The organism is Kitasatospora sp. NPDC056327 (genome assembly GCF_042261735.1).
Taxonomy (GTDB): Bacteria; Actinomycetota; Actinomycetes; order Streptomycetales; family Streptomycetaceae; genus Kitasatospora.
Genome location: NZ_JBHJRC010000044.1, coordinates 11,525 through 38,365, shown reverse-complemented (window position 1 = coordinate 38,365; position 26,841 = coordinate 11,525). Strand labels below are relative to the sequence as shown.

The window sequence follows — 26,841 nt, the reverse complement described above, 5'->3', positions numbered from 1 at the left end:
AAATTCAACCCTCAACCCGCAACCCCATTTAGTTACTTGTCTGGGGGGCTCGTTTTTTTTTATAACACACGGGGCCCGGGGGCGGGGCGGGGCGTCCCTCACGGGCGCCCGGCCCTCTTCCGTGTCCTGACGCACCCTCCGGTGACCCGGGCCCGGGCCCTGCGCGTGCGTGACCGGTCGTCAGATCCGTTGCTCGGGGGGCAGCAGCAGGACGGCGAGCGCCCCGGCGCAGGAGCGCGTGTGGCCCAGGAACCACTCCAGCCGGTCGTCGGTGAGGTGGGTGGGTGTGGAGCGGACGGCGAGCGCGAAGCGGGCCTGCCCGGCGCCGTCCAGCACCGGCACGGCCACCGTGCGGACGCCGGACGCCGACTCGCCGTCGTTGAGCGCGTGGCCGGCCTCCCGAACCCTCGCCAACTCCTCGTCCAGGCGCGCCGGTTCAGTGATGGTCCGGTCGGTGAACGGCGACAGCGGGCCGAGCGTGGCGACCCCCGCGTCCCCCGGGCGGGGCCAGGCCAGCAGCACCTTGCCGAGTGCGGTGGAGTGCAGTGGCCGGCGCAGCCCGAGGCCGGTGTCCGGGCGGACCGAGGCGCCGACCAGGATCACCGCGTGCGGACCGCTGCGGATCGCCAGGTCGGCCGCGGCGCCGGTGCGCCGAGACAGCAGGTCGAGTTCGGGTGCTGCCAGGTGCAACCCGCGCTGGTGGAAGGTGAGTTGGCCGAGCTCGGCGACGGCCGGGCCGAGCCGGTAGCGGGCCGTCTGCTCGTCCTGTTCCAGGAACGCGGCGCTGACCAGCGTGCGTGCCAGCCGGTGCGCGGTGGAGACCGAGAGGCCCATCCGGCGGGCCAGGTCCGAGGCGCTCAGATCGGGGCCGTTGTCGTGGAAGCAGTGGAGTAACCCGAGTGCCCGTTGCACGGCCTGGGCGCCGGCCGGCGGGCTCTGGACGGCGGTGACGGCCTCGGCCATGGCACCTCTCGTTCTGTCCGTGGCTCCGGCCGGTTCACCGGAGTCGGACCCAGACTAGGGCAGCGCATGCTGCGGAAATGTGTCAACGGCGTTGCAAAAGGATGCCGTTCATGAACAAGTGATCCCATGATGTGGCAAGGCCTTGTCCGGGGCCCGCTCGCCGTGGAACGCTCGGCGCAGCGCACCGGACGAGCCCCGTCCACCGTGCCGGACCGCAGGAAGGAGCAGCGCCGTGACGATCCACCGGTGCCCCGCCCCCTGCGTCTGTTGTCGCTGACGCGCCGCCCCGACCACGCCGGCCGCCCCGGTCGAACTCCCGCCCAGCCAAGCCTGGTGACCCGTGCCGTGCCGCGCTCCGCCGCCGCCCGCACCCTGCCGCAGAGGACCAGCCCACCGTGCCCAGCCACGCCAGCAGCACCGCCCGTCCGGCCCCGGACGACCGTACCCCGACCGCCCCCGACGTGCCCGACACCCTCTGGTTCACCCGGTGCCCCGTCCCCACCGCCACCGGCATCGCGGCCGACCGGGGCTGGCTGGGGCGGGAGTTCGCCGCCGACGGCATCGCCGTCCGCTCGCTCCAGGACGTGCCGCCGGAGGTCGCCGCCGACCACCACTACACCCACGCCCTGACCGGCTTGTTCCGCGAGGGCGGCAACGTCCCGGCGCTCTGGGCCCGGTCGCGCGGTGAGCGGACCAGGCTGGTCGGGCTCACCTGGATCGAGGAGCGCCAGGTGGTCCTGGTCCGCTCCGGCAGTGGCGTCACCGATCCCGGACAGCTCCGCGGCCTCCGGCTGGCCGTCCCACACCATGGGATATCGATCGACTTCTGGCGGGCCATGGCCCTGGCCGGTCTGCACGGTACCCTCGCGCTCGCCGGACTCACCGCGGACGACGTCGAGTGGGTGGAGGTGCCGGCCACCCCGGGCGGCGGGCAGTGGGCGGCGGAGCTGGCCGCGCTGCGCGACGGAGTCGTGGACGCCGTCTACGTGAAGGGCGCGCTCGCCGTCGAGGCGGCCCGCCGGACCGGCGCGGAGATCGCGGTCGAACTCGACACCGTGCCGGACCGCCGGGCCCGGGTCAACAACGGCACGCCCCGGCCGATCACCGTCCACCAGCAACTGCTGGACGAGCAGCCGGAGCTGGTGGCCCGCTTCCTCGCCGTCCTGCTGGAGGCCGCCGACTGGGCGGCCGACCACCCGGCGGAGGTCGCGCGCATCCTGAGCGCCGAGACCGGCGCCGGCCGGGAGGGCGTCGCCGGGGCCTACGCCCGGGACGGCCACCGCACCCTGCACCTCGACCTCTCCGAGGAGCGCCTCGGCCTGCTGGAACAGCAGGAGCGCTTCCTCCACCGGCACGGATTCCTGGCCGCCCCGGTCGACGTCCGCGCCTGGGCCGACCCGGAGCCGCTCCGCGCCGCCCGTGCCCTGCTCGCCGCCCGCCGCGCCGAGGGGCGGACCCACGGCGGCTGACCGGGCCCGGTCCGGCGGGGTCAGGCCGGCGGGCCCGCGCACCGCCGCCCGTCCGTCCGCCGCCCGCCTCCGCCGTGAGCCCCCGCCGCCGCTCCCCGCCCCGCCCCCGTCGTTCCCCGTCACCACAGTCCGTCAGGAGTCGACCCCCGTGAACCCCTCCCGCCTCGCCCTCGCCGCCACCGCACTGCTCGCCACCACCGCCCTGGCCGCCTGCGGCTCGTCCGCGGACGGGGCCAAGGACTCCGCCGGCGGCACGGCGGACGTGGTGCTGCGGCTGCCCGACCCCGGCAACAACGGCTTCCTCGCCCTCGGGAAGAAGGACGGCTCGCTGGACCGGGCCCTGGCCGCCGTCCACGCCAAGGTCGCCTGGACCGGCAGCGCCGGCCCGTTCGCCCCGGCGGCCCAGGCGCTCTCCGCCGACCAGCTCGACGTCGCGCAGGGCTCGATCACCTCCGCGGTCGCCGCGCTCGCCCAGAAGCCCGGCTTCAAGCTGTTCGCCCAGACCGCCCCCGACGGCGTCGGGGAGGGGATCCTGGTGAAGAACGACTCGCCCGTCAAGAGCGTGCAGGACCTGGTCGGCCGCAAGGTCGCGGTCAGCCAGGGCGGCACCAGCGAGTACCTGCTGCTGAAGGCGCTGGAGAAGAACGGCGTCCCGGCGGACAAGGTCGAGCGGGTCTACCTGCGGGCGGACCAGACGGCGGGCGTCTTCAACTCCGGCCAGGTCGACGCCTGGGCCACCTGGAACACCTTCTCGACCCCGTCGATCGCCAACTCCGGCGCCCACTTCCTGGTCAACGGCAAGGAGGTCGGCTCCGACAACTACGCGGTCTGGGCCGTCCGCAACGGCTTCGCCGAGAAGCACCCCGCGGTGGTCAAGGCCTTCTACGGCTACCTGCGCGAGAACGGCCTCAAGGAGAAGGCCGACCCGGCCGGCTACCTCAACGTCTTCACCGACTCCGGGCCGACCGCCGTCACCCCCGCGGAGAAGGAGGTCGCGATCGGGGTCACCCGGCAGGGCTCCGCCGCCGGTGCCATCGCCGAGGCCGACATCACCCGGTTCGGCACCGTCGCCGCCTTCTTCGCCGACCAGAAGGTCACCAAGCAGCTGGTCGACGTCAAGCCCTACCTGATCGACATCGACACGTTCGGGGGCGGGACCAAGTGAGCACGCCCACCGCCACCGAGCCCACCGCCACCGAGCCGGTCACCGCCGGAGCCGCCACCGACGGTTCCACCGAGGCCGCCCGCGCGGCCGGTCTGGTCGAGCCGCGCACCCGCCTCCAGAACCCGCGCCCCAGGGCCCTCGCGCTGACCCTGCGCACCCTCGGCCCGCTGGCCCTGCTCGGCGGCTGGGCGCTCGCCTCCGCCACCGGCGCGCTCACCCAGGACGTGCTGGCCTCGCCCGCCCAGGTGGCGGAGGCGGTCGGCGAGCTGTGGGACAACGGACAGCTCTCCGACGCGCTCACGGTCTCGCTCACCCGGGCCGGCCTCGGCCTGCTGATCGGCGCCACCACCGGACTGGTGCTGGGGGTGGTGACCGGCTTCTTCCGCCTCGGCGACGAGCTGCTCGACTCGGCGGTCCAGGTCCTGCGCACGGTCCCCTTCCTGGCCCTGGTCCCGCTGTTCATGGTCTGGTTCGGCATCACCGAGACCGCCAAGGTCGCCCTGATCGGCGTCGCCACCAGCTTCCCGATGTACGTGTCGACCTCCGGCGGCGTCCGCAACACCGACCGCAAGCTGATCGAGGCGATGCGCAGCTTCGGCCTCGGCCGCTGGGCGATCGTGCGCACCGTGGTCCTGCCCGGCGCGCTGCCGTCGCTGCTCTCCGGCCTGCGGCTGTCCATGACGCTCAGCGTGATCGCGCTGATCGCCGCCGAGGAGATCAACTCCACCGAGGGCATCGGCTATCTGATGGCCCAGGCGCAGAACTACTCCCGCACCGACATCCTCGCCGTCTGCATCCTGATCTACGGACTGCTGGGACTCACCGCCGACGGGCTGGTCCGCGTCCTGGAGCGCGTCCTGATGCCCTGGCGCAAGGCCACCCAGGGAGCCACCCGATGAGCACCACGACCACCACCACGATCACCACCACCACCAGCGCCGGCACCGCACCCACGACGACCGCCGCCGTCACCGAGCCGGACGCCGCCGCACCCGCCGTCCACCTGCGCGGCCTGCGCCGGGTCTTCGGCACCCGGGCCGTCCTGGACGGCGTCGACCTCTCCATCGCCCGCGGCGAGTTCGTCGCCCTGCTCGGTGCCAGCGGCACCGGCAAGACCACCCTGCTGCGCATCCTCGGCGCCCTGGACCGGGCCGACGCCGGCACCGTGCTGGTGCCGCAGGTGCGGACGGTGGTCTTCCAGGAGCCCCGGCTGGTCCCGTCGAAGCGGGTGCTCGCCAACGTCACCGTCGGCCTGCCGCGCGGCGCCGCCACCCGGGAGACCGGGCTGAAGGCCCTCGCCGAGGTCGGTCTCGACGGGCACGCCGAGGCCTGGCCGGCCACCCTCTCCGGCGGCGAGGCGCAGCGCGCCGCGCTCGCCCGGGCGCTTGTCCGGGAGCCCCAGCTGCTGTTGCTGGACGAGCCGTTCGCGGCCCTGGACGCGCTCACCCGGCTGCGGATGCAGGACCTCGTCGGGGACCTGGTCCGCCGCCACCGGCCGGCCGTCCTGCTGGTCACCCACGACGTGGACGAGGCCGTGCGGCTCGCCGACCGGGTCGCCGTGCTCCGCGACGGGAAGCTGGTGCGCGACGAGCGCGTCACCGTCGAGCGCCCCCGTGACGCGGCCGATCCCGCCTTCGCCGACCTGCGCCGCCGCCTGCTCGCCGACCTCGGCGTCCACTGACCGCCCGACCTGCCCGCCCCGACCTGCCCGCCCCGGGCACCCGCCCCCCGAACCGCGCGACCCCGCCGCCCGCACCACAGGAGCTGACCCCATGGCCATCACCCTCGGCGTCCACGCCAGCAACCCCTCGCTCTACTACCTCTCCCGGCTCGGCTACCTGGACGAGGAGCTGGCCCCGCTCGGCGAGACCGGCGCGTTCCACCACTACTCCGACGGCACCCGCACCGGCGAGCTGCTCGCCGACGGCACCATCGACTTCGGCGGCACCGGCTCCACCCCGCCGGTCACCGCCCAGGCGGCCGGTCACGACCTCGTCTACGCGGCGGTCTCCGCGCCCCGTCCCGACCACGGCGCGCTGCTGGTGCGGGCCGACGGCCCGGTGCGGACCGTCGCCGACCTCAAGGGCGGCACCGTCGTCCTCGCCATCGGCTCCTGGCAGACCCACCTGCTCGCCAAGGCCCTGCACGCCGAGGGCCTCTCCTACGCCGACGACGTCACCGCCGTCCGCCCGGCGGCCGGCGAGGACCAGCCGCAGCGGCTGCGCGAGGGCACGATCGCCGGCTGGATCGCCCAGGGCGCCGAGCTGGCCGCGGCCCGGCGCGGCGGCGAGTTCCGCGAGCTGATCCGCACCGGCGACGTCATCACCGACCGCTCGGTGTTCTTCACCCGCCGCGGGTTCGCCGCGGACCGCCCCGAGGTGGTCGCCGCGATCGCCACCGCCCTGCGCCGCGCCGACGCCTGGGTGGCCGGGCACCTGCCGGAGGCCGCCGCGATCGCCGCCGGGGAGCTCGGCGGCAGCGCCGAGGACTGGCAGGAGGCCCTGGCCGCCCTGCCGTGGCGTCTGGAGCCGGCGACCGCCGCGTTCGTCGCCGAGCAGCAGGAGGCGGCCGACATCTTCCACCGGGTCGGTTTCATCGACCGCGCGGTGAACGTCGCCGACGCCCGTCTGCCGGCCCTGGAGGCCCCGGTGGCCGCCGCCGTCGCCACCGCCGGCACCGTGACCGGGGCGGTCTGACCGATGGCCTCCGAAGTCCTCTGGTACATCATCCCGCGCGAGGGCCACTACCCGTGGGAGCCCGCCGGACGCCGCCCGGTCGACGTCCGCTACCTCCAGCAGCTCGCCGGCAGCGTCGAGCGGCTGGGCTACACCGGCGCCCTGCTGGCCACCGACCTCTACGACGTGTGGGACCTCGGCAACGCCCTGGCCGCCGCCACCGGCCCGGCGTTCAAGCCGCTGCTCGCCGTGCACCCCGGGCTGATCTCGCCCACCCTGCTCGCCAAGATGGCGCTCAGCTTCGACCACCTGCACGGCGGCCGGCTGCGCTTCAACGTGGTCAACGGCTCCACCGAGCAGCTTCGCGAGTACGGCCTGCACGTCGGGCACGACGACCGCTACCGGCTCAGCGCCGAGTACTGGTCGATCGTCAAGCGCCTCACCGCCGGCGAGGTCTTCGACCACAAGGGCGAGTTCTACGACCTGAAGAACGCCGGCGCGAGCCTGCGCGAACTCACCCCGGTCCAGCCCGGCGGCATCCCGCTCTGGTTCGGCGGCAGTTCGGCGGCCGGCATCGAGATGGCCGCCGAGCACGTCGACGTCTACCTCACCTGGGGAGAGCCGCCCCGGCAGCTCAAGGAGAAGCTCGACCTGGTCCGCGCGCGGGCCGCCGCGCACGGACGCACCCTGCGGATCGGCCTGCGGCTGCACCTGATCGTCCGCGACACCGAGGACGAGGCCTGGGCCGCCGCCGACCGGCTGCTCGACGTCACCAGCGAGGCCACCTATGCCCGGCAGCTCGGCGGGGTGGCGGGCGAGGACGGCGTCGGCTGGCAGCGGCAGTTCCGCCAGCACGGGGGAAGGGTCCCGGCCCGCGCCCGGGAGCTGGAGACCCACCCGAACCTGTGGCCCGGGATGAGCCTGTTCCGCCCCGGTCCGGGCACCGCGGTGGTCGGCTCGACCGCCCAGGTGGTCGAGCGGCTCCAGGAGTACGAGGCGCTCGGCGTGGACACCTTCATCCTCTCCGGCAACCCGCTGCTGGAGGAGGCCCACCGGGTCGCCGAGACGGTGCTGCCGGCGCTGGGGGTCACCCGCCCGTAGCGCCCCCCGGCAGTCCGTGGCCCCCCGGCAGTCCGTGCCCCGCCGGCCGGAAATCCGGCGCGGCGGTGCCCGGCCCGGTGGCCCCCGGCAGCGGCGGGAACGGCAGCGGCGAGGTCAGCGCCAACTGCCGGGCGAAACGGGCGGCGGTCCGGAGGAGGTACGTCCGCACGGCGGGCTCCCGGGTCTCGGAGGACGCGTACGGACGGTCCCGTACGGGCGGTCCAACGAGCACGGCGCCCGGCCGGTCACGTAGTCGACCGGCCGGGCGTTCCGTGCGTTCGGGCCCGTGCGCCCCGGCGCGCGGGATCAGCGGCCCAGCGCGTCGATCTCGGCGAGCTCCTCCGCGGTCAGCGGGTCGCCCGCCAGCGCGTCGAGGTTCTGGTCCAGCTGCGCGACGCTGCTGGCCCCGATGATCACCGACACCACCCGCGGGTCCCGCAGCACCCAGCTGAGCGCCAGCTGCGCCAGGCTCTGCCCGCGCCGCTTCGCCACCCCGTCCAGCGCCCGCAGCTGCTCCAGCTTGTCGGCGGTCAGCGCCTCCTCGCGGAGGAACCTGCCGATCGACATCCGCGACCCGGCCGGCACCTCCCCGGAGAGGTAGCGGTCGGTCAGCAGCCCCTGGGCCAGCGGGGAGTAGGCGATCAGGGAGGTCTGCGTGTCGCCGACCGCGTCCAGCACCCCCTCGTCCTCGACGTAGCGGTTGAGGATCGAGTACGCGCACTGGTTCATCAGCACCGGGGTGCCCAGCTCGCGCAGGATCGAGACCGCCTCCCGGTGCTGCTCCGCCGGGTAGTTGGAGATGCCGGCGTAGAGCGCCTTGCCCGCCCGGACGGCCGAGGCCAGCGCGCCCATGGTCTCCTCCAGCGGGGTTTCCGGGTCGTACCGGTGCGAGTAGAAGACGTCCACGTGGTCGAGGCCCGTGCGGCCCAGCGACTGGTCCAGGCTGGCCAGCAGGTACTTGCGGCTGCCGCCGTCGCCGTAGGGGCCGGGCCACATGTCGTAGCCGGCCTTGGAGGCGATGAACAACTCGTCCCGGTACGGGCGGAAGTCCTGCGCGAAGAGGTGGCCGAAGTTGCGCTCCGCGCTGCCGTACGGCGGGCCGTAGTTGTTCGCCAGGTCGAAGTGGGTGACACCCCGGTCGAAGGCCCGGCGCAGCACCGCGCGCTGGACGTCCAGTGGCTGGGCGTCACCGAAGTTGTGCCACAGGCCCAGCGAGACGGCGGGGAGCAGCACGCCACTGCGGCCGGCCCGGCGGTAGGTCATCGAGGCGTAGCGGTCATCCGCGGCGAGGTAGCTCATGCCGGACATCCTGCCAGGCCGGGGCCGTCCGGAGTGATCCGTGCCACGGCCCGTCGGCGCGTGCCGGGTGCCGCGGGCGGGGACGACGACCACACGGGGCCGTGGACCGCCGGGGGGCGGCCCACGGCCCGCCGCCGTCCCGGACCCGTCCCCGCTCTGTACCTACCAGTATGTACAGCAGGCTGTACCCCGAGGTACAGTCGGCCGCATGACGACTCAGGACCGCCTCGTCGAGAGCACCCAGGACCTCCTCTGGGAGCGCGGCTACACCGGCACCAGCCCCCGGGCCATCCAGCAGCGCGCGGGTGTCGGCCAGGGCAGCATGTACCACCACTTCGAGGGCAAGCCCGGTCTCGCGGCCGCCGCCCTGCGCCGCAGCGCCGAGCAGCTGCGCGCCGTCGCGGAGGCCGACCTCGCGGCGCCCGGCACCGCCTACGAGCGCGTCGCCGGCTACCTGCTGCGCGAGCGCGACGTGCTGCGCGGCTGCCGGATCGGACGGATGGCGCAGGATCCCGAGGTGGTCGCCGACGCCCGGCTGCGCGCCCCGGTCGAGGAGACCTTCGAGTGGCTGCGCGGCCGGATCGCCGAGGTGATCGCCGAGGGCCGGGAACGGGGCGAACTGCGGCCCGGGGCCGACCCGGGCGACCTCGCGGCGGCCGTGGTCGCCGTCGTCCAGGGCGGCTACGTGCTCGCCCGCGCCGCCGACGGCACCGAGCCCTTCGAGCGGGCCGTCCGGGGCGCCCTCGCCCTGCTCGCCGCCCAGCGCACCGACTGAGCCGCCTCCCCGAGGAGCCCGCCGTGCACGCCATGCAGTACGAGATCACCCTCCCCGCCGACTACGACATGGGGATCGTCCGCCGCCGGGTCGCCGCCCGCGGTCACCTGCTGGACGACCACCCGGGCCTGGGCCTCAAGGCCTACCTGGTCCGTGAGCGCGGTCTCGACGGTTCGCCGGTCAACGAGTACGCGCCGTTCTACCTCTGGCGCACCGCCGAGGGGATGAACGCCTTCCTCTGGGGCCCGGGCTTCCGCGGCCTCTGCGCGGACTTCGGCCGCCCCGCCGTCCGGCACTGGCTCGGCGCGGGCCTGCGCCGCGGCCCGGGCGCCGGCCCGCCGGCCGCGGCCACCCGCAGGGCCGAGCGCCTCCCGGAGGGCGCCGACCCGGCCGTCGCGGTCGAACGCGCCCTCGCCGGGCTGCCCGACCACCCCGACCTGCACACCGCCGCCGTCGCCGTCGACCCGGCCCGCTGGGAGGTGCTGACCATCGCGCTCTGGTGCGGCGCCGCCCCGGACACCGCGCCCGGCACTCGGTACCGGGTGCACCACCTCTCCCGCCCCGAACTCGACCGGCTGCCGGCCGGCCGCCACTGGTGAAAGGACCGCCCCGCCCGATGTCCCCGAACCCCGGGCCCGCCGGCCCCGCCGCCGCCGGCCCCGCACCCGGCACGCCCGACGGTCCGGCGTCCGCCGGCTGGGCGCCCGCCCCCTTCGACCGCGCCGCCGGCTACGCCCTGCTCGACGAACTCGCCGGTCCGCGGACCCGGGCCGGCACCCTGGACGCGCTCGACGGACTCGCCCCCGGCTTCCCCGACTGGATCGTCACGGCCCTCTTCGGCGGCACCTACCAGCGGCCCGGCCTCGCTCTGCGGGACCGCCAGATCGCCAACCTGGCCGCCCTCACCGCGCTGGGCGGCGTGGAGCCCCAGCTCGCCGACCACGTCCGCAACAGCCTGCGGATCGGCCTGCGCCGGGAGGAGATCACCGAGGTCCTGGTCCACCTCGCCCCCTACGTCGGGGTCCCGAGGGCCCTTGCCGGGCTGCGGGTCGCCGCCGCCTGCTTCGACGGGCCGGCGTGACCGCCGCCGTCCGCACCGTCCTCGGCGACCTCGACCCGGCCGGGCTCGGCGTCTGCGACGCCCACGACCACCTGTTCCTGCGCAGCCCCCGGCTGCCCGGCGAGGAACTCGACGACCCGGCCGCGGCGGAGGAGGTGCTGCACGCCTTCGCCGCGGCCGGCGGCCGGGCGCTGGTGCAGTGGACACCCGCCGGGATGGGGCGGCGGGCCGATGCGCTGCCGGGACTCTCCCGCGCCACGGGGGTCCACCTGATCGCGGCCACCGGGCTGCACCAGGCCGTCCACTACGACCCGGCGGACCTCGAACGGCGCTACGCCGGACTCGCCGGGTTCTTCACCGCCGAGCTCACCACCGGGCTGCACGGCGCGCCCGGGGGAGTGCGCGCCGGACTCGTCAAGGTGGCCGGCGACTTCCACGGCCTGGACCGGCACGCCCGGCGGGTGATGGCCGCCGCCGCCGAGGCGCACCACGCCACCGGCGCCCCGATCGCCGTCCACCACGAACTCGGCACGGCCGCACCCGAGGTCCTCGACCTTCTCTGCGCCCGGTACGGGGTGCCGCCCGGCCGGGTGCTCCTCGGCCACCTCAACCGGCACCCGGACCTCCGGCTGCACCGCGAACTCGCCGCCGCCGGGGCCTTCCTGGCGCTGGACGGGCCCTCCCGCGCGCACCACGCCACCGACCACCACCTCTTCGACACGGTGGCCGCGCTGGTCGAGGCGGGCCACGCCGACCGGCTGCTGCTCGGCGGCGACACCACCACCCGCGGCGCCCGCCGGGCCCCCGGCCCCGCCCATCTGCTCACCGTGCTGGCCCCCCGTCTGGCCCGGGAGTTCGGCCCGGAGCTGGCGCGGCGCGTCCTCACCGACAACCCCGCCCGCGCCTTCGCGGCCGACTGGCGCAGCCCGTAGGGCCCCTGCGGACCGCGCCCGCGCCGCGGGGCCGGCCACCGGGCCGACCGGTGACCGGCGCCGTCCGGCCGGACTCACATGTGGGTGCCGCCGTCGATCCGCAGCTCGGTGCCGGTGACGAAGGCGCCGTCGTCCGAGGCCAGCATGGCGATCACACCGGCGACCGTCTCGGGCCCGGCGAAGCCCTGGCCGATCGCGGGGGAGAGCTTGGCGAGCAGGGCGAGGTCCGCGTCGGCCGGCAGGCCCGGGTCGTTGGTCATGCCGCTGTCGATGCTTCCCGGCGCGACGCAGACGGCGCGCAGGCCCTGCTTGGCGTACTCGGCGGCGATCGCGTGGGTGAAGGACTGGATGCCGCCCTTGGTCGCCGCGTACGCGGCCATGTAGGGGTGGGCGAAGGCCGCGGAGGTCGAGCTGAAGTTGACCACCACGCCCCGGCCGCCCGTGAGCAGCGCCGGCAGCGCCTCGCGGGTCATCAGGAACGTGCCGGTCAGGTTGACCGCGAGCAGCCTGTTCCAGAACTCCAGGCTGGTCTCGTGGGTGTGCGCGGAGCGCAGGATGCCGGCCGCGTTGACCAGCACGTCCAGCCCGCCGAGCCCGGCCACCGCCGAGGCGACGCCGTCCCGCACGGCGGCCTCGTCCGAGACGTCCAGGACCGCGGTGGTGAGGCGCTCGGCGGTGCCGTCGGCCGCGGCGCGCTCCAGGGTGGTCCGCAGGCCGTCCTTGCTGACGTCGACGGCGACGACCCGCCCGCCCTCGGCGAGGATCCGGTGGACGGTGGCCCGGCCGATGCCCGAGCCGCCGCCGGTGATCAGGACGTTCCGTCCGCTGAAGCGCTCCATGGTGGTACTCCGTTTCCGTTCGTGGTCTCACGACCTCGACGTCACGGTACGCCTTATTGGCACATCGTGCCAATGAGTCCTGATGTGCCGGAGATGCATGATGTGCAGGGTGTCGTACCGTCCGCGTACGCTGAGCCGGTGACCGGACGCCCCACCCTGAACCAGCGCCGCCGCGAGACCACCCGGCTGGAGATCGCCCGGGCCGCGGCCGGGCTGTTCGCCGCCCGGGGCGCCGAGGCCGTCACCGCGGAGGAGATCGCCCAGGCCTCGGGCATCTCGCTGCGCACCTTCTACCGCTACTTCTCGGAGAAGGAGGACGCCGTCGCCCCGCTGCTCGCGGCCGGCGGCGAGCGCTGGGTGCGGCTGTTCACCGAGAGCGCCGCCGACCTGCCGGTCCGCGAGGCGCTGGAGCGCTCCGCCGCCGACTCGCTGAGCCCCGCCGACGCGCACGCCGCCGAGGCCATGCGGTGGACCCGGGACCTGCTGCGCGACCGGCGGCTCGGCACGGTCTGGCAGCGGGTGCACGCCGACTCCGAGGGGCGGCTGCTGGCCGCGATCACCGACCGCTGCCCCCCGGGCACCGACGCGCTGGAGATCCGGCTCGCCGCGGCCGCCGCCACCGCCGCGATCCGGGTCGCCCTGGAGGAGTGGGCGTTCTCCGACGCCCCGGTCACCGGCCCCGGCTCGCCCCGCGAACTCGGCGCCCGCTGCGTGCGCGAACTCACCGGCGGCCTGGCGCTCTGGGCCGCCCTCGGCTGATGCCGCGCCCCGGCCGGCGACCCGCCCCGCCCCGGCGCCGCCACCGCCGCTCCTCCTCCGGGCCGAGCGCGTTCCCGCTGGTCGGCGGGGGCGGAGCGGTCCGCGCGGACGCTAGGCTGAGGGGTCGCGCGCCGGTGAACGGCTCCCCGGCGGACGGGGGGAACCGGGGCGGCCCTCCCGGGTGTCCTTCCCCCGGGGGCGGGGGAGTACGAGGCGTGGGAGCAAACACGACATGGGTCTGACGAGCCACAAGGTGCTGGCACTGACCGTCCTGATCGCCGTCGCGGCGATGGCCGCCACGGTCTGGCTGTGGCCGAGACTGTCGAGGCGCGGCTGGCGGGCGGTCCTCGGCCGGATCGGCGCCCTGCTCGCCACCCAGCTGACGGTGCTCGCCGCACTCGGTCTGGTTGCCAACAACTACTTCGCGTTCTACAGCAGTTGGGACGACCTGCTGGGCACCGGCGACAGCGGGCCGGTGGTCATCCAGAACAAGGTGGACGCCTCCGGCCGGCTGCGCGTGGAGACCATCGGGCACGCCGAGGTGCAGGGCGGCGGCGCGCTCGGCCGGGACCGCGAGAAGTCCGGCGAGATCCGCGAGGTCCGCATCGACGGCGCCACCACCCGGCTCTCCACCGACGGGTACGTGTACCTGCCGCCGCAGTACTTCCAGCCGGAGTACGAGCAGAAGCAGTTCCCGGTCCTGATCGTCAGCACCGGTTTCCCCGGCATCGCCAAGAACCTCGTCACCCGGCTGAACTACCCGGGCGCGGCACTCAGGCTCCTCCAGGAGGGGCGCATGCAGCCGACCGTGATGGTGCTGGTGCGCCCCTCGCCGGCGCTGCCGCAGGACACCGAGTGCGAGGACATCCCGGGCGGAGCGCAGTCCGAGACGTACTTCAGCAAGGACGTGCCCTCGGCGATCCAGGCGACCTACCGGGTCTCCGCCGATCCGAGGGCCTGGGCGTTCATGGGCAACTCGACCGGCGGCTACTGCGCCCTCAAGCTGGCGATGCGTCACCCGGAGGTCTACCCGACCGCCGTCTCGCTGTCCGGCTACTACCAGGCCGCCGAGGACCCGTCCACCGGTGACCTCTTCAAGGGCAGCGGCCAGCGGCGCAACGAGGCCGATCTGATGTGGCGGCTCAGGAACCTGCCGCAGCCCGGGATCTCCGTGCTGCTGGCCGGCACCAGGGAGGGCGACGGCCAGTACCGGCACGAGACCGAGGCGTTCGTGGCCGCCGTGCGCAGCCCGATGAAGGTGTCCTACAGCATGCTGGCCACCGGCGGGCACAACTTCGAGACCTGGAGCAAGCTGCTCCCGTCCTCGCTGGAGTGGATCTCCCAGCGCCTGGTCGTCCCGGGAGCCGGGCAGTCGGCCTGACCCCCGGGGCCGCCCCGGCCGGTGGACCCGGCCGGGCCCGGGCGGCAGGGCCCCCGGGCGCGGTCGCTCAGACCACCCGCTCCAGCGTGCCGGTGTGCAGCTCGCCGACCCGGCCGCCCTCGCCCTCGTACGTCCAGAACGCCCGGACCGTCATCCGGGCGAGGTCCATGACGTGGCTGACGGTGATGCCGCTGACCTCGGTCCAGCTCACGAAGTAGATCTGCGGACCGACCTCGGCGACGTGCAGGGTGACGTCCTCCCACTGGCCCGCCGACTCGCCCAGGCCCTCCCAGCGCAGCCGCTTGCCGTCGGCCGAGTAGGCGTTGCGGAAGGCCGCGCCGTTGTCGACCCGGAACAGGTAGGTGCGGCCGGCGAAGGCGGGCAGGGACACGGTCATGGCGGGACGGGTCTCCTCGTCTCTGGAGGCGGTGCTCGGTGCGGCCCGGACGGCTCCGGGCACGATGGATCCCCAACCTATCCGACCACCTCGCCCCGGCGGCGCACTTTCCCCGCCGGACCCGCCACCGTGGACGGCCCGCGACCCCGGCGGACGGTCCGGCGGGGACCCCGGGCGGTCCGGTGCCGTCCCAACGGATCGACTCCGCCGGACCGTTGATCATCGGCCGGGAGGGGGTGTGAGCTGCGCGACAACCTTCCCGGGGAAGTTGTCCGTGCTCGCACGGACTGCCTAGCCTGCAGAGACGTCCGCCACAGCGGACCCCGCCGTCGGGACGCCGAGTCCTGTCCACCCGCCGGCCGGCAACCGAGCACCACGGCGGACGGGAGCGGGGGACCCAGGTCAGTGCCCGCCCGTGCGCTCCGGCGCCCGGGCCGCGGCTAGGGGTGAAGCCGTTTCCCGACGGCCGGGCAACCTCAGCGCCCGAACCCGACAGCTCACCCCGCAGGCGTCGCAGAGGACCCTGCCATGACCACTGCCCCGCAGCAGCCCGCCCCGCCCGCCTCCGGCGAACCGGACGGCCCGGCCGCCCGCCGCGCGTTCGGCCGCCGGCCCGCCGCCCGCCACGCCCGGCCCTCCCGCCGCGGCCGCACCGCCGCCCTCGCCGCCACGGGGGCACTCGCCGTCACCGGTGCCGGACTGCTCGGCGGCGTGCCGGCCGTCACCGGTGCCCGGGCCGCCACTCTGCCGACCGTCACCCAGGACCGGCTCGCCCCGGCCACCATGGTCGCGGGCAAGGCGTCGACCGCCTCGCTCACCGTGCACTCCTCGGCCTGCTTCACGGCCAGGACGCTCGGAGTCGGGGTCCGCGACGCGGCCGGCCGCAACCTCGACTTCCCCGGCAGCACCGCCGACGCCCGGATCTGCCCCGGTGGTCTGACGGTCGCCACCGGTGCGCGGACGCTGCCGGCCGGCACGTACACCCAGTTCGGCTTCTGGCAGGACGCGGCGGGCGCCTGGCACAACCTGCCCTCCCGGGAGCTGGTGGTCTCCCCGGCCACGACCACCCCGACGCCCACCCCGACGCCCACGCCGACCCCCATCCCGACGCCGACGCCGACCCCCACGCCGACCCCCACCCCCGGCACCGGGATACCCGTCACCGGCAAGCAGCTGACCTGGTCCGAGGAGTTCAGCGGCCCGATCGCCTACGGGACCCGCTGGACCGGCGACCGCAGCAGCTCCTACCGCTACGGCAACCACAACCCGGACGACAACAAGCTCGACTGGCTGAACCGGAACAACGTCTCCGTCTCCGGCGGCGTCGCGACCTTCACCGCCAAGCCGGGCGCCAACACGCTGGAGAACGGCAAGCAGTCCTGGGACACCGGTCTGCTCACCACCGAGTACTCCGGCGAGGGCTTCCAGGTGAAGGCCGGCGACTACGCCGAGACCCGGGTCAGGCTCCCGGCCGGCACCGGCGCCTGGCCGGCCCTGTGGACCTGGAAGAACGGCAACGGGGAGATCGACTCCTTCGAGTACCACCCCGACAACCCGAACCTGCTGGAGCTGACCAACCACGTCAACCCGGGCCACCTCTACCACACCGACGCCAAGGCGATAGCCAAGGACGGCTGGGTCACCATCGGCACCCACTACGGCGCCGGCTCCGTCGACTGGTACGTCAACGGGGTCAAGGTGTACTCGGACGGCAAGGGCGTCGGCGCCGGCTGGTCCGCGTACCTGATCCTCAACCTGTCGCTGAGCGCGGGGAACTACCACCCCGCGCCCCAGGGCACCGCGCCGATCACCTTCGCCGCGGACTACCTCCGCGTCTACCGGTAACCGGCGCGTCCACCGGGCCGCGTCCGGCGCTCAGACCGCCGGGCGCGGCTCGGTCGTCTCGACGACCGCGATCTCGAACGGCTGGCGGTTGTTCTCCGGGTGCCGGTCGTCGGCGCTGCGCAGCGACACCCAGCCGCCGGTCAGCGTGCCGGGGGCCGGGAGCGACGCCGCCAGCCGGACCGGGATCAGCGCCGTCGCGCTGCGGTACTTCGGCAGGCCGGGCGGGAAGCTGCAGCGGACCCGGTGGCCGTCCTGGAAGGCGTAGCAGTTCTCGGGGAAGAACGGTTCTTCGGCGGTGACGCCGTCGGGCAGGGTGACCACCACGGTGAACGGCGAGGCGGTGGTGTCCGGGCCGAGGTTGCCGACGAAGGCGTGCACCGTGGTGGTGCCGCCGGGCGGGGCCGCGTCCGGGTCCAGCCGCACCACGTAGAGGTCGGAGTCCGACGGCAGGGCCGCCGCGGCCGGGTCGGCGGCCGGCCCGGGGGCCTGCGCGCCGGGGTCGGCGGCGGTCCCCGGACCGGCCGCGCCGGGATCCGCCGTGCCCGGCTCGGTCACCGGGTCCGTGACGGGCGGGACGACCGGCGTGCCGACCGGTGCCGGGGCGCCCGCCCCCGGTGCGGACGCCTGGCCGTCCGGTGGACAGTCCGTCGCCCACGCCTGCCCGGCGGCCAGTGCCACCACCGTGCCCCCAACCACCAGGGACCTACCGAAGATTCCTCGAACGGATCCGCTGCGGGCCATCGCCGCTCACCCTGCCCTCCGTGTCCGGCGCCCCGCGCCGTCGCGGGCCGCGTCCGCACCAGCGTGGCCGACCGCCCGGCCTGGACCGGGACAACCCGCCCTCGGGTGGCTCGAACGGACGAACGCCCACGGCCGGTCGGCCCGCCGTCGGGAGCGGCCGGTCACCGGGCCGTCAGGGGGCCAGGACCTGCCCGAGCCGGGCCGCGATCGCGTGCATCACCGGGACCAGGGAGGCCGTGCCGGCCTGCTCCTCCAGGGCCCGGATCCGGGCCTCCGGGCCGGAGACCGAGAGCGCCGTCGGGGCCGGCGCGCCCGGCACGGGGAGCGCGACGCAGCGCACGCCGATCTCCTGCTCCTGGTCGTCGACCATGAAGCCGTGCCCGCGCGCCCCGGCGAGCAGGCGCATCAGCTCCTGCGGGTCGGTCACGGTGTGCGGGGTGAGCGCGGGCAGCGGGCCCGGGCCGAGGACGGCGCGCGCCTCCTCCTCCGGCAGCTGCGCCAGCAGTGCCTTGCCGACACCGGTGCAGTGCGGCTGCACCCGGCGGCCGACCTCGGTGAACATCCGCATCGAGCGCCGTGACTGCACCTGGCCGACGTAGACCACCTCGCCGCCCTCCAGCACCGCCAGGTTGGCGGTCTCGCCGGTGGCCTCCATGAGCTCCGCCAGGTAGGGGCGGGCCCAGCTGCCGAGCAGCCGCCCCGCGGTCTCGCCGAGCCGGATCAGCCGGGGGCCGAGGGTGTACCTGCGTGTGCTGTCCTGGCGGACGTAGCCCTGCTGGACGAGGGTGCGGACCAGTCGGTGGATGGTCGGCATCGGCAGTCCGGAGGTGGTGGACAGCTCGCTGAGCGTCGCCACCCCGCCCGCGTCGGCCAGCGCTTCCAGCAGCTGGAAGGCGCGCTCGACGGACTGCACCCCGCCGCTCGAACGCTCGGTGGTCGGTCGCGCGGCGCTGTCGGAGGTCGGGGGCACCGGGGTTCCCTTCGCGGTCGGGGGAGGGACCGTCGGGGAGGCCGTACGCCCGCGAGCGCCCCGCCGGACCGCTGGAATTCTGCATCGCGGAAACGGGTCTCCACCTTACAGAATCGAACGTTCCGCTCAGTTGCCCCCGTCCGCCGGCCCCCGGCCCCGTCCGGCTCGGGTGTCCGGCGGCCCCGGCGGCCGGTCACGCCGCCCGGGCGGTCCGCTCCTCGTCGACCGTGGTCGGCCGCCCCGGCTCGACGACCGCGGTGCCGTTGACGAACAGCGCGGTCAGCGGCGGCAGCGCGCCGAGGGCCGGCGCGGCGACCGGGTCGGCGATCGAGGAGTGCGGCAGGCCGTCGGCCCTCCACGGCGCGACATCGGCGGGCTTGCCGGCCTCGACGGAGCCGATCTCGTCCTGCCGGCCGAGCACCCGGGTGCCGCCCGTGGAGCCCAGGCGCAGTGCCTGGCGGGCGGTGAGCGCGGCCGGCGAGCCGGGCAGCCGGTTGATCAGCAGGGCGTCGCGCAGTTCGGTGTCAGTCCGGCGTCGAACCGTTGCGGCGGTTCAGGTAGTTGTACACCGTGAAGCGGCTGACCCCGAGCGCCGCGGCGACCGTCTCGACGCCGTGGCGGACGGTGAAAGCGCCGCGCTCCTCCAGGAGCGCCACCACCAGCTGCTTCTCCGGGCGGGCCAGCTCGGCCAGCGGCCGGCCGCCGAACCGGCGGGCCGTCTCGGCCAGCAGGCGGTCCAGCGCGCTGCCGAGGTGCGGCAGCCGGACGGCCAGCGCCCGGGTGCCCTCCCACTCCAGCACGACGTCGTCGGGCCTCGCCTCGTCCAGCGGGACGGGCGTGGCGCCGATCGCGGCCAGCAACGGTCCGACGGCCGCGGCGAGCGGGTGCTCCGGCTGCCCGGTCACGGTGTACCGCCCGCCCCGGTCCCCGGCCCGCCGACCCGGAGCGGTCCGGTCACGGCGGCGAGTGCCGCGTCCGCCCCGGCCCGGCCCACGGTGCCGGTGGGGCCGGCCGGTCCCGCTTCGCCGGCCGGCCGGCGGGACGCCGCGGCGTGCGGCGGGAACGTGTCCGTTTCGAACGGCTCTGTCGTGAACTCCACCATCGATCGCACCGGTTCACTCTAGCGAGCGGGGGCGTGGGCGGTCCCGGGCTTTGCCGGGCCCTCGGTGCCGGGGCGGTGCCGGCGCCGCCTTGACGGCCCTCCGGGGTCCGGCAATGCTTCCGGCGGCCGGGGGCTTCCGGGCCGCATGCTTGACGGACCGTCGCCGGACCAGCCCGGAAGTGAGGCGCGCATCATGCCCGAGAACCCCGGCCGGGGCCACGTGGTGGTGGCCCCCGACAAGTTCAGGGGCACCCTGGAGGCCCCCGAGGCCGCCGCCCGGATCGCCGCCGGCATCCGCCGCGCCGCCCCCGGCACCGAGGTTCGCGAACTGCCCGTCGCCGATGGCGGGGAGGGCACGCTGGCGGCGGCCCTGGCGGCCGGGTTCGACCGGGTCCCCGTCGTGGTGCCCGGCCCCACCGGCCTGCCGGTGGACGCGGCGCTCGCCGTCCGGGGCACCACCGCCGTGGTCGAACTCGCCCAGGCCTGCGGGCTGGCCCGGCTGCCCGGAGGCCGGCCCGCCCCGCTCACCGCCGGCACCCACGGGGTCGGCCGGCTGATCGGCCGGGCGGTGGCCCTGGGGGCCCGGCGGATCGTGCTCGGCCTCGGCGGCAGCGCCGGCACCGACGGCGGGGCCGGGATGCTCCAGGCCCTCGGCGTCCCGCTGCTGGACGAACGGGGCGCCGAACTGCCGCCTGGCGGTGCCGCGTTGCGCCGTCTCGACCGGATCGGGGCGGGGTCGCTGCCCGACGCCCTGCGGGGCGTCGAGGTGGTCGTCGCCTCCGACGTGGACAACCCGCTGCTCGGCCCGCGCGGCGCGGCCGCCGTCTACGGTCCGCAGAAGGGCGCGGACGCGGCGGACGTGGTGGTGCTGGAGGAGGGCCTGACCCGGTTCGCCGACGTGGTCGCCGCCGCCGTCGGCCGGGACGTCCGTGCCGTTCCCGGGGCCGGGGCCGCGGGCGGGACCGGTTTCGCCGCGCTGGCCCTGCTGGGCGCCGCCGTGCGGCCCGGCATCGGGTTCCTGCTCGAACTGCTGGGGTTCGGCGAGGCGGTGCGCGGGGCGCGCCTCGTGGTCACCGGTGAGGGCTGCCTGGACGCGCAGACGCTGCACGGCAAGGCCCCCGCCGGTGTGGCCGCGGCCGCCGCCGGGGCCGGGGTCCCGGTGGCCGTGGTGGCGGGTCGGGTGGAGCTGTCCGAACGCGAGTGGCGGGCGGCCGGGTTCGTCGCCGCCTACGCGCTCGACGTGCTGGGCGCGCACCCGGGCGAGAGTCTGACCAGGGCCGGTGAGCTGGCCGGGACCGCGGGGGAGCGGCTGGCGGCGGACCTGCTCCACGGATAGCCGGCGGGCGGGGTCGAGGGCGGGTCCGGTGCACGCCCGCGGCCGTGCCCACCCGTCCCCCGCGGCACCGGAGGACCCGTCAGGCCCACGCGCTCGGGCCGCCGCCGGGGCCGCAAGGGGGTGTGCACGGCGCGCTTGGGGCATATGCCGGTCAGGTGCTCCACCGTGTCCGTCCGAATATCCCGTGAGAGGGCGGTGACGGCGTCCGGCGGTGGATAGGCTGGACCCTACCCGTGGGTCACGCCCCGGGGGGACATTCGGAAGGGGACGACATGTCGACACCAGCCCCGGGCCGCCACGCCGTGCCGGAGCAGGGCGCGCCCGGTTCGTTCGCCTCCCTCCAGCACGCCCTCAGACTGCTGGAGGCGGTCGACCGCCACCCCGGCGGTGCCACCCTGGTCACCCTCGCCCGGGAGACCTCGCTCGGTCTGCCGACGGTCCGCCGGCTCGCGGAGATCCTGGAGATCGAGGGCTATCTGCACTGCCAGGACGGCGGTTGGGTGCTCGGGGGGACCTTCGCGCTGCTGGGCCAGCACAACCGGGAGCAGCTGGTCCGGGCCAGACTGGACCGCAAACTCGCGGAGCTGCGCGACGAGTTGGGCGCCGCAGTGTACTTCACCCGTTACCACGAGGGCGAGTTGTCCATCGAGGCGGTCTCGGCCTCCGAGGGTGCGCCGGCGGTCCAGGAGTGGGTGGACTTCCGGGCCACCGCGCACGCCAGCGCGATCGGCAAGTGTCTGCTCAGCCAGCTCGACCACGACGCCCGCCGGGACCACCTCTCCCGCCACCCGGTGGCCCGGCTCACCTCGCGGACGGTCACCGACGCCGACCAGCTGATGCACCGTCTGGAGCGCCAGCCCGCCACCGTTCCGGTGTTGGACATCCAGGAGTACGCGCTCGGCACGGTCTGCGCGGCGGTGCCGGTGACCGCGGGCAGCACGGTCGGCTGCCTGGCCACCTCGATGCCGGTCGACAACGTGCACCGGCTGAAGGCCGCCGCCGAACTGCTCGCCGCCCGTGCCGCGCCGCTGATGCTGGCGATGGCGGTCTGACGCACCGCGCACCCCCGGGCGGCCCGACCCGCCGCCCGTCCACGGACCCCGCCCCCGGCGGGGTCCTCGTGCTTCCGGCGGCAGGTGTTTGCGCCGGACCCGCGGCTTCCCGGCGCCGGACTTATTAGACTCGATGTCGATAAGACGTGCCGAAACCCTTGTGGCCGCGGCTACCCGCGAGTACGTTGTGCCGGGTCGAGCCGCCACCCGCAGGTCAGGAGGGCCCTCCCGTGCCCAGCCCCGGTCCCAGCCCCGCCGCCACCCCCGCCCCCGCCGAGCCCGCCGGCGCCGTCGCCCCCGCCTCCCGGGTGCACCGGGACCTCGTCCTGGAGCCCCGCGACGTCCGCTTCGACTGGGCCGGACTGCCGCTGCACTGGATCCCCGACGAGCCGATGGCCACCCACGTCATCAACGTCCTGCACCTGCTGCTCCCCGAGGGCGAGCGCTGGTTCGTCAAGGTGTTCAAGGACGCCCTGCCGCTGGTCCGGGACGAGGGGCTGCGCGAGGAGGTGCTCGGCTTCATCGGCCAGGAGGCCATCCACGCCGAGGCGCACCAGGAGGTCCTCGACCACCTGCTCGGCCAGGGCCTCGACCCGCGCCCCTACGTACGGCAGATCTCCTGGCTGTTCCGGCGCGTCCTCGGCGACAGGCCCGGACTGAGCCCGGCCCGTCGGCGCGAGAACGTCATCGAGCGGGTCGCCCTCGTCGCGGCGATCGAGCACTTCACCGCCTTCCTCGGCGACTGGGCGCTCAACTCCCCGGGCCTGGACCGCGCGAAGGCCGACCCCACGATGCTCGACCTGCTGCGCTGGCACGGCGCGGAGGAGGTCGAGCACCGCAGCGTCGCCTTCGACCTGATGGTCCACCTCGACCCCGGCTACGCCCGCCGGATCCGCGGCATGCTGATCTCCGGGCCGCTGCTGGTCCACCTCTGGGTGCGCGGTGCCCGCTTCCTGCTCGCCGCCGACCCCACCCTCGACGGCCGGCTCCGGCCCACCTGGCGGGAGGCCGGAAGGATCGCCCGGCGCGGCCTGCTGCCCGAGCCGGTCGCCTCGCTCCGCTCCGGCCTGCGCTACCTGCGGCCCGGCTACCACCCCACCCAGGAGGGGTCCTCCAGCCAGGCGCTCGGCTACCTGGCCGCCTCCCCGGCCGCCCGTGCCGCCGCCGGCCGCTGAGCACCCGTCACCCCGTTCCCCCCTCGACCCCTCTCTCCTCTCCCCACCCTGCCGCCCGAGCCCCGAGGACCCCGCCGGATGGACCCGCACACCCCGCCCCCCGACCTCTACGGCCGCCCGCGCGCCGACACCTTCCTCCGCTTCCTCACCGCCTTCGGCGACCGCTACGGCCCCGCCCTCGGCGGCCCGCTGCTGCGCCGCAACCCCCGCCGCCCGCCCGCCGGTCCCGTCCCGGCGCTCCGCCTGGTCGTCACCGCCCGCCGCCCGGTCGCCGCCGACGCCGTCGAGCTGACCCTCGCCGACCCCTCCGGCGCTCCCCTCCCGGCCTGGCAGCCCGGCGCCCACCTGCGGCTCACCCTCCCCTCCGGCCGCGAACGCCACTACTCGCTGTGCGGCGACCCGGGCGACGCCACCGTCTACCGGATCGCCGTCCGCCGCCTGCCGGACGGCGGCGGCGGCTCCGCCGAGATCCACGACGGCGTCCACCCCGGAACCCGGCTCGCCGCCCGCCGCCCGCGCAACGGCTTCGCCTTCTGCGCCGAACCGGCGGTCCTGCTGCTGGCCGGCGGCATCGGCATCACCCCGCTGCTCCCGATGGCCCGGGAGGCCGCGCGGCACGGCCTGGACTGGCACCTCGTCCACACCGGCCGCGACCCCGGCAGCCTCCCGTTCGCCGACGAGCTGCGCGCCCTCGACCCGCACCGGGTCCACCTGCGCACCGACCGGGAGCACGGCGGCCCGCCCACCGGTGCCGAGCTGCTCGCCCGCGCCCCGCGCGGCGCCGCCGTCTACTGCTGCGGCCCGGCCCCGATGCTGACCGCCGTCCAGCGGGCCCTCGACGCCTCGCCCGCCGCCGCGCTGCACTTCGAACGCTTCGGCGCCGCCCCGGTCACCGGCGGCGCGCCGTTCACCGTCCGCCTCGGTGCCGACGGCCCCGCGCTGCCGGTCCCCGCCGACCGCTCCGCCCTGGACGTGCTCCGCGAGGCCCGCCCCGGCCTCGCGTACTCCTGCCGGCAGGGCTTCTGCGGCACCTGTGAGGTCCGCCTGCTGGCCGGCACCGCCGACCACCGCGACCGCCGCCTCACTCCCGGCCGGCGCGCCGCCGGCACCCTGCTGCCCTGCGTCTCCCGTGCCGCCGAGGGCGAGACCCTCGTGCTCGACCTGTGAGGGACCCCGCCGTGCCGCACCCGCCCGCCTTCCCGTACACCGCGCACGACCTCGACCGCTTCCGGGAGACCCAGCGGCTCGCCTACGACTGCGCCGAGCAGGTCGCCGCCTGGATCGAACCCGGCGTCACCGAACGGCAGACCACGGCCGAGCTGCGCCGCCGGCTGGTGGCCGCCGGCGTCCAGGACTTCTTCCACGTCCCCTTCGCCTGGTTCGGCGACCGCACGGCGTTCCGGCGCTTCCACACCCCGCTGCAGTTCTTCGCCGGCAACCGCCGCCTGGAGGAGGGCATGCCCTACGTGCTGGACTGCGCACCCGTCGTCGACGGCTACACCGCCGACATCGGCTACGGCGGCAAGGTCGGCGAGAACCGCGTCTGGGACCGCCTCGCCGCCGACCTGCGGGTCTACCGGGAGCTGATCCTCGCCGAGGTCCGAGCCCGCAGGCCGCTCGCCGAGGTGTACGCGGCCGTCGACGCCCGGATCGCGGCGCACGGCTACGACAACCGCCACCGGGTCTACCCCGGCCGGGTGATCGGCCACCGGGTCACCCGCACCACCGCCCGGGGCCCGGCCGGGGTGAACGTGTTCGGCTTCGGCGTGCGGACCCTCCAGACGCTCGGCCGCGAGCTCGTCGGCGAGCGGCTGCACGGCCGCTCCCCGCTCTGGGCCGACGGCCGCTCCTCCCGGCACGCGCCCACCCCGGGCCTCTGGGCGGTGGAGCCGCACATCGGGTTCCGGGATGTCGGCATCAAGTTCGAGGAGCTGCTGGTGGTGACGGAGGACGACGCCCACTGGCTCGACGACGACCTCCCGCACGTCCGCCGCTGGCACAATGCCGACGCACCCGCGACCGCCCAGGAGGCGACCCGATGAGCACGCCCGCCCGCCGCCGCACCGTCCACTCCGGCGGCCTGCCGCTCGCCGTGTACGAGCAGGGCGACCCGGCGGCCCCGACCGTGCTGCTGGTCCACGGCTACCCCGACACCCACGCGGTCTGGGACGACGTCGCCGGCGACCTCGCCCGCGACCACCACGTGGTCCGCTACGACGTGCGCGGCGCCGGGGCCTCCGGCGTCCCCGCCGACCGGGCCGGCTACCGGCTGGAGCAGCTCGCCGCCGACCTGTTCGCGGTCGCCGACGCGGTCAGCCCGGACCGTCCGGTGCACGTGGTCGCCCACGACTGGGGTTCGCTGCAGTCCTGGGAGGCCGTCACCGCGCCCGGCGCCGAACGCCGCCTCGCGTCCTACACCACGATGTCCGGGCCCTGCCTCGACCACGTGGGCTTCTGGCTGCGCGCCCGGCTGCGCCGCCCCACCCCGCGCCACCTGCGGCAGCTGCTCGCCCAGGGGCTCGACTCCTGGTACATCACCGCCTTCCACCTGCCCTACCTCGCCCCCGGCGCCTGGCGGCTCGGCCTGGCCCGCGCCTGGCCCCGGGTGCTGCGCGACCTGGAGGGCGTCACCCCGCGCCCCGGCCACCCGCAGCCGAGCCTGCGGCGGGACGCGGTGCGCGGCATCGAGCTCTACCGGGCCAACGTGCGGCCGGTCCTGCGCAGCCCGCGCGAGCGCCCCACCGAGGTGCCGGTGCAGCTGATCACCCTCACCGATGACCGCTACGTCGGCGGCCGGCTCTCCGACGGCCTGGAGCGCTGGGTGCCCCGGCTGACCCGCCGGACCCTGCGCGCCACCCACTGGTCCGCACTGCTGGAGAAGGGGAGCACCGTGGCCGGACTGGTCCGCGAGCACGTCGCCCGCACCGCGGCCGGCACGCCCGTGGGCGCGCCGGTCCCGGACGACGGCCGGCTGGTCGTCGTCACCGGCGGCGGCAGCGGCATCGGCCGGGCCACCGCGCTCGCCTTCGCGGCGGAGGGCGCCCGGGTGGTGGTCTGCGACCTCGACCTCGACGCGGCCCGCCGCACCGCCGACCTCGCCGGACTGATCGGCCCCACCGGGTACGCCTACCGGGTCGACGTCGGCGACGGCGCCGCCGTCGACGCCTTCGCCCGGCAGGTCGCCGCCGAGCACGGCGTTCCCGACGTGGTCGTCAACAACGCCGGCGTCGGCCACTCCGGCACCTTCCTGCAGACCACCGAGAAGGAGTGGCAGCGGGTCCTGGACGTCAACCTCTGGGGCGTCATCCACGGCTGCCGGGCGTTCGGCACCCTGATGGCCGACCGCGGCGAGGGCGGCCACATCGTCAACCTCTCCTCGGCCGCCGCCTACCTGCCCTCCAAGGCGCTCACCGCCTACGCCACCAGCAAGGCCGCCGTCTTCATGCTCTCCGACTGCCTGCGCGCCGAACTCGCCGGCCACGGCATCGGCGTCTCCACCGTCTGCCCCGGCATCGTCGACACCAACATCACCCGCACCTCCACCTTCTCCGCCACCACGGCCGACGAACAGGCCGCCAAGCGGGCCCGCGCGGCCCGCCTCTACGCCCGCCGCGGCTTCCCGCCCGAGAAGGTCGCCACCGCGGTCCTCGCCGCCGTCCGCACCAACCGCCCCGTCGTCCCCGTCACCCCCGAGGCCAAGGCCGCCCGCCTCCTCAGCCGCCTCGCCCCCGGCCTCCTCCGCCTCGCCGCCCGCCTGAACATCACCTGACCGGCCGGCCCCGGAGCACACGGGCGCCCCACCCGC

26 protein-coding genes, 1 pseudogene and 1 riboswitch are annotated in these 26,841 nt (G+C 75.7%); of the genes and pseudogenes, 19 read left to right on the top strand and 8 right to left on the bottom strand.

Annotation, left to right across the window (positions count from 1 at the left end; translation table 11 throughout):
- Nucleotides 1-180: 180 nt before the first annotated feature.
- Nucleotides 181-963 (bottom strand): IclR family transcriptional regulator, encoded by a 783-nt coding sequence (locus ACFCX4_RS09620; RefSeq protein ID WP_376140145.1) that lies wholly within the window; start codon nt 961-963, stop codon nt 181-183.
- Nucleotides 964-1,358: 395 nt separating this feature from the next.
- Here ACFCX4_RS09620 and ACFCX4_RS09615 point away from each other — a divergent pair, with 395 nt between their 5' ends.
- The 6 genes from ACFCX4_RS09615 to ACFCX4_RS09590 all read left to right on the top strand — a co-directional run bounded on the left by ACFCX4_RS09615 (nt 1,359) and on the right by ACFCX4_RS09590 (nt 7,373).
- A complete protein-coding gene (locus tag ACFCX4_RS09615; protein ID WP_376140143.1) occupies nt 1,359-2,432 on the top strand; it encodes an ABC transporter substrate-binding protein in 1,074 nt (357 codons plus the stop codon).
- A 148-nt stretch (nt 2,433-2,580) separates the two neighbouring features.
- On the top strand, nt 2,581-3,597 hold the full coding sequence (locus ACFCX4_RS09610) for an NrtA/SsuA/CpmA family ABC transporter substrate-binding protein (RefSeq protein WP_376140141.1): 1,017 nt from the start codon (nt 2,581-2,583) through the stop codon (nt 3,595-3,597).
- Between the two features lie 92 nt (nt 3,598-3,689).
- On the top strand, nt 3,690-4,496 hold the full coding sequence (locus ACFCX4_RS09605) for an ABC transporter permease (protein ID WP_376140149.1): 807 nt from the start codon (nt 3,690-3,692) through the stop codon (nt 4,494-4,496).
- Nucleotides 4,493-5,278: an ABC transporter ATP-binding protein gene (locus ACFCX4_RS09600; RefSeq protein WP_376140139.1), complete on the top strand. Its 786-nt coding sequence runs from the start codon at nt 4,493-4,495 to the stop codon at nt 5,276-5,278. The genes ACFCX4_RS09605 and ACFCX4_RS09600 overlap by 4 nt, the downstream gene beginning before the upstream one ends.
- 91 nt (nt 5,279-5,369) lie before the next feature.
- Complete coding sequence (locus tag ACFCX4_RS09595) at nt 5,370-6,293, top strand: ABC transporter substrate-binding protein (protein ID WP_376140137.1); 924 nt, start codon at nt 5,370-5,372, stop codon at nt 6,291-6,293.
- Between the two features lie 3 nt (nt 6,294-6,296).
- Nucleotides 6,297-7,373 (top strand): LLM class flavin-dependent oxidoreductase, encoded by a 1,077-nt coding sequence (locus tag ACFCX4_RS09590; RefSeq protein ID WP_376140135.1) that lies wholly within the window; start codon nt 6,297-6,299, stop codon nt 7,371-7,373.
- 306 nt (nt 7,374-7,679) lie between these two features.
- On the opposite strand, the gene ACFCX4_RS09585 is transcribed toward ACFCX4_RS09590, so the two are convergent.
- Nucleotides 7,680-8,672: an aldo/keto reductase gene (locus ACFCX4_RS09585; RefSeq protein WP_376140133.1), complete on the bottom strand. Its 993-nt coding sequence runs from the start codon at nt 8,670-8,672 to the stop codon at nt 7,680-7,682.
- Nucleotides 8,673-8,880: 208 nt separating this feature from the next.
- Here ACFCX4_RS09585 and ACFCX4_RS09580 point away from each other — a divergent pair, with 208 nt between their 5' ends.
- The 4 genes from ACFCX4_RS09580 to ACFCX4_RS09565 are packed head-to-tail and all read left to right on the top strand — an operon-like array spanning nt 8,881 to nt 11,439.
- Entirely contained in the window at nt 8,881-9,447 is a 567-nt protein-coding gene (locus ACFCX4_RS09580) for a TetR/AcrR family transcriptional regulator (RefSeq protein ID WP_376140131.1), read from the top strand.
- Between the two features lie 23 nt (nt 9,448-9,470).
- Nucleotides 9,471-10,046 (top strand): DUF4865 family protein, encoded by a 576-nt coding sequence (locus ACFCX4_RS09575; protein WP_376140129.1) that lies wholly within the window; start codon nt 9,471-9,473, stop codon nt 10,044-10,046.
- 17 nt (nt 10,047-10,063) lie between these two features.
- Nucleotides 10,064-10,528 (top strand): carboxymuconolactone decarboxylase family protein, encoded by a 465-nt coding sequence (locus tag ACFCX4_RS09570; protein WP_376140127.1) that lies wholly within the window; start codon nt 10,064-10,066, stop codon nt 10,526-10,528.
- Nucleotides 10,525-11,439 carry a phosphotriesterase gene (locus ACFCX4_RS09565; protein ID WP_376140125.1) on the top strand — a complete coding sequence of 305 codons (915 nt, stop codon included), beginning with the start codon at nt 10,525-10,527 and terminating at the stop codon, nt 11,437-11,439. Before ACFCX4_RS09570 ends, ACFCX4_RS09565 begins: the two co-directional genes overlap by 4 nt.
- Nucleotides 11,440-11,513: 74 nt before the next feature.
- Here ACFCX4_RS09565 and ACFCX4_RS09560 read toward each other — a convergent pair whose 3' ends face one another.
- Nucleotides 11,514-12,278 (bottom strand): SDR family NAD(P)-dependent oxidoreductase, encoded by a 765-nt coding sequence (locus tag ACFCX4_RS09560; RefSeq protein WP_376140123.1) that lies wholly within the window; start codon nt 12,276-12,278, stop codon nt 11,514-11,516.
- A gap of 138 nt (nt 12,279-12,416) precedes the next feature.
- Between ACFCX4_RS09560 and ACFCX4_RS09555 the strand changes: the two genes are divergently transcribed.
- Together ACFCX4_RS09555 and ACFCX4_RS09550 are read left to right on the top strand one after the other, a co-directional pair.
- Nucleotides 12,417-13,037: a TetR/AcrR family transcriptional regulator gene (locus ACFCX4_RS09555; protein ID WP_376140121.1), complete on the top strand. Its 621-nt coding sequence runs from the start codon at nt 12,417-12,419 to the stop codon at nt 13,035-13,037.
- Between the two features lie 232 nt (nt 13,038-13,269).
- Entirely contained in the window at nt 13,270-14,418 is a 1,149-nt protein-coding gene (locus ACFCX4_RS09550; protein ID WP_376140119.1) for an alpha/beta hydrolase, read from the top strand.
- A 67-nt stretch (nt 14,419-14,485) separates the two neighbouring features.
- Here ACFCX4_RS09550 and ACFCX4_RS09545 read toward each other — a convergent pair whose 3' ends face one another.
- Complete coding sequence (locus ACFCX4_RS09545; protein ID WP_376140117.1) at nt 14,486-14,815, bottom strand: hypothetical protein; 330 nt, start codon at nt 14,813-14,815, stop codon at nt 14,486-14,488.
- Nucleotides 14,816-15,215: 400 nt separating this feature from the next.
- Nucleotides 15,216-15,341, top strand: a riboswitch (cyclic di-AMP (ydaO/yuaA leader).
- A 2-nt stretch (nt 15,342-15,343) separates the two neighbouring features.
- Here ACFCX4_RS09545 and ACFCX4_RS09540 point away from each other — a divergent pair.
- Nucleotides 15,344-16,660: a hypothetical protein gene (locus ACFCX4_RS09540; protein WP_376140115.1), complete on the top strand. Its 1,317-nt coding sequence runs from the start codon at nt 15,344-15,346 to the stop codon at nt 16,658-16,660.
- 30 nt (nt 16,661-16,690) lie between these two features.
- Here ACFCX4_RS09540 and ACFCX4_RS09535 read toward each other — a convergent pair whose 3' ends face one another.
- The 4 genes and pseudogenes from ACFCX4_RS09535 to ACFCX4_RS09520 form a co-directional block, all read right to left on the bottom strand.
- Nucleotides 16,691-17,356, bottom strand: coding sequence for a hypothetical protein (locus tag ACFCX4_RS09535; RefSeq protein WP_376140114.1), 666 nt, complete (start codon nt 17,354-17,356; stop codon nt 16,691-16,693).
- A gap of 217 nt (nt 17,357-17,573) precedes the next feature.
- Complete coding sequence (locus ACFCX4_RS09530; protein ID WP_376140112.1) at nt 17,574-18,371, bottom strand: IclR family transcriptional regulator; 798 nt, start codon at nt 18,369-18,371, stop codon at nt 17,574-17,576.
- A 193-nt stretch (nt 18,372-18,564) separates the two neighbouring features.
- Nucleotides 18,565-18,897: pseudogene (locus ACFCX4_RS09525) on the bottom strand (amidohydrolase family protein); the annotation flags it as partial.
- On the bottom strand, nt 18,896-19,276 hold the full coding sequence (locus ACFCX4_RS09520) for a helix-turn-helix domain-containing protein (RefSeq protein ID WP_376140110.1): 381 nt from the start codon (nt 19,274-19,276) through the stop codon (nt 18,896-18,898). The pseudogene ACFCX4_RS09525 and the gene ACFCX4_RS09520, both read right to left, overlap by 2 nt.
- Nucleotides 19,277-19,666: 390 nt before the next feature.
- Between ACFCX4_RS09520 and ACFCX4_RS09515 the strand changes: the two genes are divergently transcribed.
- The 6 genes from ACFCX4_RS09515 (at nt 19,667) to ACFCX4_RS09490 (ending at nt 26,805) form a co-directional block, all read left to right on the top strand.
- Nucleotides 19,667-20,809 carry a glycerate kinase gene (locus ACFCX4_RS09515; RefSeq protein WP_376140108.1) on the top strand — a complete coding sequence of 381 codons (1,143 nt, stop codon included), beginning with the start codon at nt 19,667-19,669 and terminating at the stop codon, nt 20,807-20,809.
- A 272-nt stretch (nt 20,810-21,081) separates the two neighbouring features.
- The gene (locus ACFCX4_RS09510; RefSeq protein ID WP_376140106.1) at nt 21,082-21,861 is read left to right on the top strand and encodes an IclR family transcriptional regulator; all 780 of its coding nucleotides are present in this window, start codon (nt 21,082-21,084) and stop codon (nt 21,859-21,861) included.
- Between the two features lie 308 nt (nt 21,862-22,169).
- Nucleotides 22,170-23,036, top strand: a complete 867-nt coding sequence (locus ACFCX4_RS09505; protein WP_376140147.1) for a metal-dependent hydrolase — start codon at nt 22,170-22,172, stop codon at nt 23,034-23,036.
- 78 nt (nt 23,037-23,114) lie between these two features.
- The gene (locus tag ACFCX4_RS09500; RefSeq protein ID WP_376140104.1) at nt 23,115-24,203 is read left to right on the top strand and encodes a PDR/VanB family oxidoreductase; all 1,089 of its coding nucleotides are present in this window, start codon (nt 23,115-23,117) and stop codon (nt 24,201-24,203) included.
- A gap of 11 nt (nt 24,204-24,214) precedes the next feature.
- Nucleotides 24,215-25,078 carry a M24 family metallopeptidase gene (locus ACFCX4_RS09495; protein ID WP_376140102.1) on the top strand — a complete coding sequence of 288 codons (864 nt, stop codon included), beginning with the start codon at nt 24,215-24,217 and terminating at the stop codon, nt 25,076-25,078.
- Nucleotides 25,075-26,805: an SDR family oxidoreductase gene (locus ACFCX4_RS09490; RefSeq protein ID WP_376140100.1), complete on the top strand. Its 1,731-nt coding sequence runs from the start codon at nt 25,075-25,077 to the stop codon at nt 26,803-26,805. Before ACFCX4_RS09495 ends, ACFCX4_RS09490 begins: the two co-directional genes overlap by 4 nt.
- Nucleotides 26,806-26,841: the final 36 nt, after the last annotated feature.